This is a genomic window from Nocardioides ureilyticus (assembly GCF_051280745.1).
Classification (GTDB): Bacteria; Actinomycetota; Actinomycetes; order Propionibacteriales; family Nocardioidaceae; genus Nocardioides.
Genome location: NZ_JBNCOG010000043.1, coordinates 23,742 through 29,915 on the forward strand (window position 1 = coordinate 23,742; position 6,174 = coordinate 29,915).

Below are 6,174 nucleotides of genomic sequence, written 5' to 3' on the forward strand. Positions count from 1 at the left end.
CTCTCCTGGCCCGTCCACCCGCCGCCGGCGGCGGCGGCCGGCGGCTACTTCGCCGAGATGATGTCGACGACGAAGTACAGCGTGCTGCCGGCCGGGATGTCCCCTTGCGCCTGGTCACCGTAGCCGAGGTCCGGCGGGATCGAGAGCAGGACCCGGCTGCCGACCTTGAGCCCCGAGAGACCGTAGGTCCAGCCCGGCACGACCTGCGTCAGGGAGAACTCGGCCGGCTGGCCGGAGTAGCTCTCGTCGAAGGGCTTCTTCGCGCCGTGGACCATGCCGAGGTAGTTGGCCTTGATGGTGCTCGTCTGCGTGACCCCCTTGCCCTTGCCCTCCCGGAGGACGTGGCGCAGGAGCTCTCCGTCTGCCTCCGGCTTGGGGACGCCGGAGAAGTCGAAGCCGACCGGACCGTCGGGGCCGACCCGGAGGTTGGGCAGCCGGCCGGGCGGGACGTCCTTCGGCTTCGGCTCCTCGTACTCCTCGACGAGGTCCATGACCACGAGCACCGAGTCCTTGTTCGCGATGTTGAGCTGCGGGTTGCCGGCCTCGCCGAACGCCTCATCGGCGGAGGCGGTGACCGCGACGCGGGAGCCGAGCGTCTGGCCCTCGAAGGCGTCGGCGAAGACCGGTGACAGGTCGTCGCTGACCGTGATGGTCTCCGGCTGGCCGTTCTCGTAGGTGCTGTAAGCCTCCGACTCGGTGTAGCCGTTGCCGATCCAGATGTGGGCGAGGATCTTGTCGCCCGTCGCGACCTCCTCGCCGTCACCCTCGACCAGGGTCTCGGTCTCGACCTCGGTGGCGGTCATCCGGCCCTCCCACTCGACGTCGATCGCCTCGCCGACCTCGCCGGTGACCTCGACGGCCTCCAGGCGCTCGAGCTCGTCGCCCGAGGCCGTCCCGGGCCCTTCGTCCTCACCGCACGCGGTGAGGGAGACGGCGAGCAGGGCGGGCGCCAGGACGAGGGCAGGGCGACGGAGACGTCGGAGCACGGGAACACCTTCGTGGTGAGAGGGACCGGGACGAGCGCCGATCACCCTACAAGCGGAGGCTGAGAGACCCCTGGGTGGTGCGGGCCGGCTCCTCAGCCGGCTCTCACATGCCGTCGATGAGGCGCTGCACCCGCTCGTCGTAGGCGCGGAACGGGTCCTTGCACAGCACCGTGCGCTGGGCCTGGTCGTTGAGCTTGAGGTGGACCCAGTCGACGGTGAAGTCACGCCGGCGCTCCTGGGCCTTGCGGATGAACTCGCCGCGCAGGCGCGCCCGGGTGGTCTGCGGCGGCACCGACTTGGCCTCGAAGATCTTCAGGTCCGTGGTCACCCGGGCGACCTTGCCGCGCTTCTCGAGGAGGTAGTACAGGCCTCGGCCGCGGTGGATGTCGTGGTAGGCGAGGTCGAGCTGCGCGATCCTCGGGTGGCCGAGCGGCAGGCCGTGCTTGGCGCGGTAGGCGTCGATCAGCTTCCACTTGATGACCCAGTCGATCTCGCGGTCCACGAGGCCGAGGTCGTCGGACTCGATCGCCTTCAGGCCCCGCTCCCACAGGTCCAGCGCCTGCTCGATGACCGGCGTGCTGATGCCGCGGCGGTCGACGAAGTCACGGGCCTTCGCGAGGTACTCCCCCTGGATCTCGAGCGCACTGGCCTCCCGTCCGTTCGCCAGCCGGACCTTGCGCCGACCGCTGACGTCGTGGGAGATCTCGCGGATCGCTCGGATCGGGTTCTCCATGGTGAGGTCGCGCATCACCACGCCCTCCTCGATCATCCGCAGCACGAGGTCGCAGCTGGCCACCTTGAGCAACGTGGTGGTCTCGCTCATGTTCGAGTCGCCGACGATGACGTGCAGCCGGCGGTACTTCTCCGCGTCGGCGTGCGGCTCGTCCCGCGTGTTGATGATCGGACGGCTCCGCGTGGTGGCGCTCGAGACGCCCTCCCAGATGTGCTCGGCCCGCTGGCTGACGCTGTAGCCGGCGCCGCGCGGGGTCGTGGTGACCTTGCCTGCGCCCACGACGATCTGCCGGGTCACCAGGAACGGGATCAGCACGTCGGCCAGCCGCGAGAACTCGCCGCCGCGCCCGACGAGGTAGTTCTCGTGGCAACCGTAGGAGTTGCCGGCCGAGTCGGTGTTGTTCTTGAACAGGTAGATCTCGCCGGCGATGCCCTCGTCGTGCAGCCGCTGCTCGGCGTCGAGGAGGAGCCCCTCGAGGACCCGCTCCCCCGCCTTGTCGTGGGTGACGAGCTCGACCACGTCGTCACACTCGGGCGTCGCGTACTCCGGGTGGCTGCCGACGTCGAGGTAGAGGCGGGCGCCGTTGCGCAGGAAGACGTTGCTCGACCGGCCCCAGCTGACGACCTTGCGGAACAGGTACCGGGCGACCTCGTCGGGCGAGAGCCGGCGCTGGCCCTTGAACGTGCAGGTGACGCCGTACTCGTTCTCGATCCCGAAGATCCGGCGGTCCATGGCTGAACCCTACGGCCCCCGTGGTCGTACGGGGGGCCACTCCCGACCGTGACCGGGACGTCAGGACGGGGGCGCGACCGGGGGGTCGGCGTCGGGGTGCATCTGCGAGGGCGAGGTCTCGCCGCGCCCACCGAGCAGGCCCTCGAGCCGGGCCGGGACCAGGCGCCGGAACTTGCGCGGCTGGCTGCGAGTGCGGTCGAGGACGGCGACCTCGAGGTCCCCGACCGGGATCACCCGGTCCTCGGTGTCGGTGTGACCCAGCGCGGCGACCGCGGTCTTGAGCGCCTCTTCGAGCGTCGCGCCCGAGCGGTAGTGCTCCCGCAGGTAGCCGGCGACGACGTCGGCCGCGCCGCCCATGACGGCGTACCCGTGCTCGTCGGCCACCTGCCCGTCGTAGGTGAGGCGGAAGATCTGGTCGTCGGCGGGGTCGTCACAGATCTCGGCGACGAAGATCTCCACCTCGTAGGGCTTCTCACCACCGCTGGAGAAGATCGTGCCGAGGGTCTGGGCGTAGGCGTTGGCCAGCGCCCGGCCGGTGACGTCGCGCCGGTCGTAGGCGTAGCCGCGCATGTCGGCCAGCCGGACGCCGGCGATCCTGAGGTTCTCGAACTCGTTGTAGCGGCCGACCGCGGCGAAGGCGATGCGGTCGTAGATCTCGGAGACCTTGTGCAGTGCCTGCGACGGGTTCTCGGAGACGAAGAGGATGCCGTCGGCGTACTGCACCGCGACGACCGAGCGGCCCCGGGCGATGCCCTTGCGCGCGAAGTCGGCCCGGTCCTTCATCAGCTGCTCGGGCGAGACGTAGAACGGCATGCTCATGCGTGTACTCGCTTCGCTCCGTGCGCGCACGAGGCTCGTGATGCGCTGTCTTGGATGATTCGCTCGCTCCGCTCGCTCATCGCGAACCACCTCCGGTCGTGTCGTCGGCGGGTGTGGTGAGCGGCGCGGCCGGCCCGTCGGGCCGGACCATCCGCCCTCCGATCACCCGGTCGGCGACCTCGGCGACCTCGGAGTCCTCGAGCCGTCGGCCGCCGTCGGCGGTGATCACCTGCACGACCGGGAAGATCCGGCGGGTGAGGTCGGGGCCGCCCGTGGCGGAGTCGTCGTCCGCGGCGTCGTAGAGCGCCTGGATGACGACGGTGACGCAGTCCTCGGCGCTCAGGTCCTCGCGGTAGAGCTTCTTCAGCGCCCCACGGGCGAAGAGCGAGCCGGAGCCGACCGAGTGGAAGGCGGTCTCCTCGTAGCGGCCGCCCGTGACGTCGTAGCTGAAGATCCGGCCCTGGTCGGCGCGGAGGTCGTAGCCCGCGAAGAGCGGCACCACGGCGAGGCCCTGCATGGCCATGCCGAGGTTGCCCCGGATGAGGGCGGCCAGCCGGTTGGCCTTGCCGTCCATCGACAGGACCGTGCCCTCGATCTTCTCGTAGTGCTCGAGCTCGGTCTGGAACAGGCGCACCATCTCGACGGCGAGGCCCGCGGTGCCCGCGATGCCGACGGCGGAGAACTCGTCGGTCGGGAAGACCTTCTCGATGTCGCGCTGGGCGATGATGTTGCCCATGGTCGCGCGGCGGTCACCGGCCATCACGACGCCGCCGGGGAAGGTGGCGGCCACGATCGTGGTGCCGTGCGGGGCCAGGTCGCCGGCGTTGCCCTGCGGGACCGTCCGGCGTGCCGGGAGCAGGTCGGGCGCCTGGTCGGCGAGGAAGTCGGCGAACGACGAGACGCCCGGCTGCAGGTAGGCAGCGGGCAGGCGAGGATCGGTCAAGACCTACTCCCCGCCCTTCTGGATGAACGACTTCACGAAGTCCTCGGCGTTGGTCTCGAGCACGTCGTCGATCTCGTCGAGGATGTCGTCGACGTCGCTGTCCAGGGCTTCCTTGCGCTCCGCGACGTCGGTCTCGGGGGCCGTCTCGACGACCTCCTCGGTCTCCGACGACCTCTTGGGCTGCTTCTGCTCCTGTGCCATGGCTCGACCTTATCCACTCAGCGGGTGAGTGCGGTGAAGAGCTGCTCGGCCGTCTCACATCGGTCGAGCAGCTCGCCGACCGACGCCTTGCTGCCCCGGAGCGGGTCGATGGTCGGCACGCGCTGCAGGGACTCGCGCCCCGGCAGGTCGAAGATCACCGAGTCCCACGACGCCGCGGCGACGTGCTCGGCGTACTTCTCCAGGCACCGGCCGCGGAAGTAGGCGCGGGTGTCCTCCGGCGGGTCGTGCATCGCAGAGTCGACGGACGCGTCGTCGAGGAGGCGCTCGATCCGGCCACCGGCGACGAGCCGGTGGTAGAGCCCCTTCTCCGGGCGGATGTCGGAGTACTGCAGGTCGATCAGGTGGAGCTTGGCGTCCGTCCAGTCGAGGCCGTCGCGCTGGCGGTAGGACTCCAGGAGCTTCAGCTTCGCCACCCAGTCGAGCTCGGCGGCGCAGAGCATCGGGTCCCGCTCGAGTCGGTCGAGCACCGACTCCCACCGAGCGAGGACGTCGCGGGTCTGCGGGTCCGCGTCGGCGCCGAAGCGGTCGTCGACGTACCTGCGGGCGAGCTCCAGGTACTCCAGCTGCAGCTGGACGGCGGTGATCGTGCGCCCGTCGCGGAGCGTGACCGTGTGGCGCAGCGTCGGGTCATGCGAGACCGACCGGAGGGCCGCGACCGGGTTCTCGACGCCGAGGTCGGTGGTGAGGAACCGGTCCTCGATCATCGACAGCACCAGCGCGGTGGTGCCGACCTTGAGGTACGTCGAGACCTCGGCCAGGTTGGCGTCCCCGATGATGACGTGCAGCCGGCGGTACTTCTCCGGGTCGGCGTGCGGCTCGTCGCGGGTGTTGATGATCGGCCGCTTCAGCGTCGTCTCCAACCCCACCTCGACCTCGAAGAAGTCGGCGCGCTGGCTGATCTGGTAGCCCTGCTCGCGGCCGTCCTGGCCGATGCCGACCCGGCCCGACCCGGCGACGACCTGCCGGCTCACGAAGAACGGCGTCAGGTGCTTGACGATGTCGGCGAACGGCGTGGAGCGGCGCATCAGGTAGTTCTCGTGCGTGCCGTACGACGCGCCCTTGCCGTCGGTGTTGTTCTTGTACATCGCGATCGGGGCGCCACCGGGAAGCAGGGCCGCGCGCCGCTGCGCGTCGAGCATCACCTGCTCCCCCGCCTTGTCCCAGCGCACGACGTCGAGGGGCGAGGTCACCTCCGGGGTGGAGTACTCCGGGTGCGCGTGGTCCACGTAGAGCCGGGCGCCGTTGGTGAGGATCACGTTCGCGAGGCCGAGCTCCTCGTCGGTGAGCTGGCTCGCGTCGGCCACCTGGCGCGACATGTCGAAGCCGCGCGCGTCCCGCAGGGGCGACTCCTCCTCGAAGTCCCACCGGGCGCGGCGGGCCTTGGCCGTCGCGGAGGCGTAGGCGTTGACCACCTGGGAGGAGGCCACCATCGGGTTGGCCGAGGGCTGGCCGGTCACCGAGATGCCGTACTCGACCTCGGTGCCCATCACGCGACGGACGCTCATGGCATGGAGCCTACGGGCCGGGCGCGGAGGCCTAGGGTGGCGGCATGGGTTGGTGGTCCGAGCGTGTCGTGCCCCGGTTGACCGACCGTTCGCTCGCGGCCCCGGCGGTGACCGCGCTGCGCCGGGGGGCCTGCCAGGGCCTCGCCGGGCGGGTGCTGGAGCTGGGCGCGGGCAGTGGTCGCAACCTGGCCCTGCTGCCGGCCAGGGTGACCGCGCTGCACGTCGTCGAGCCCT

At 70.5% G+C, this 6,174-nt stretch carries 6 protein-coding genes and 1 pseudogene; 1 reads left to right on the top strand and 6 read right to left on the bottom strand.

The window, feature by feature from the left end; all coding sequences use genetic code 11:
• Positions 1–44: 44 nt before the first annotated feature.
• The 6 genes from ACSMHG_RS17805 to dop all read right to left on the bottom strand — a co-directional run bounded on the left by ACSMHG_RS17805 (position 45) and on the right by dop (position 5,940).
• Complete coding sequence (locus ACSMHG_RS17805) at positions 45–986, bottom strand: FKBP-type peptidyl-prolyl cis-trans isomerase (RefSeq protein ID WP_435747597.1); 942 nt, start codon at positions 984–986, stop codon at positions 45–47.
• A 103-nt stretch (positions 987–1,089) separates the two neighbouring features.
• Complete coding sequence (pafA, locus tag ACSMHG_RS17810) at positions 1,090–2,451, bottom strand: Pup--protein ligase (protein ID WP_435747599.1); 1,362 nt, start codon at positions 2,449–2,451, stop codon at positions 1,090–1,092.
• Between the two features lie 60 nt (positions 2,452–2,511).
• On the bottom strand, positions 2,512–3,270 hold the full coding sequence (gene prcA, locus ACSMHG_RS17815; protein ID WP_435747601.1) for a proteasome subunit alpha: 759 nt from the start codon (positions 3,268–3,270) through the stop codon (positions 2,512–2,514).
• Between the two features lie 76 nt (positions 3,271–3,346).
• A complete protein-coding gene (gene prcB / locus ACSMHG_RS17820; RefSeq protein ID WP_435747603.1) occupies positions 3,347–4,213 on the bottom strand; it encodes a proteasome subunit beta in 867 nt (288 codons plus the stop codon).
• 3 nt (positions 4,214–4,216) lie between these two features.
• Complete coding sequence (locus ACSMHG_RS17825; RefSeq protein ID WP_435747605.1) at positions 4,217–4,414, bottom strand: ubiquitin-like protein Pup; 198 nt, start codon at positions 4,412–4,414, stop codon at positions 4,217–4,219.
• Between the two features lie 17 nt (positions 4,415–4,431).
• On the bottom strand, positions 4,432–5,940 hold the full coding sequence (gene dop, locus ACSMHG_RS17830) for a depupylase/deamidase Dop (protein ID WP_435747607.1): 1,509 nt from the start codon (positions 5,938–5,940) through the stop codon (positions 4,432–4,434).
• A 44-nt stretch (positions 5,941–5,984) separates the two neighbouring features.
• Here dop and ACSMHG_RS17835 point away from each other — a divergent pair.
• A pseudogene (locus ACSMHG_RS17835) lies at positions 5,985–6,174 on the top strand (SAM-dependent methyltransferase); the annotation flags it as partial.

Excerpts from the sequence above, each read along its gene's own strand:
- prcA (WP_435747601.1), bottom strand. The coding sequence starts at position 3,270 with ATGAGCATGCCGTTCTACGTCTCGCCCGAGCAGCTGATGAAGGACCGG.
- ACSMHG_RS17825 (WP_435747605.1), bottom strand. The coding sequence starts at position 4,414 with ATGGCACAGGAGCAGAAGCAGCCCAAGAGGTCGTCGGAGACCGAGGAG.
- pafA (WP_435747599.1), bottom strand. The coding sequence starts at position 2,451 with ATGGACCGCCGGATCTTCGGGATCGAGAACGAGTACGGCGTCACCTGC.
- dop (WP_435747607.1), bottom strand. The coding sequence starts at position 5,940 with ATGAGCGTCCGTCGCGTGATGGGCACCGAGGTCGAGTACGGCATCTCG.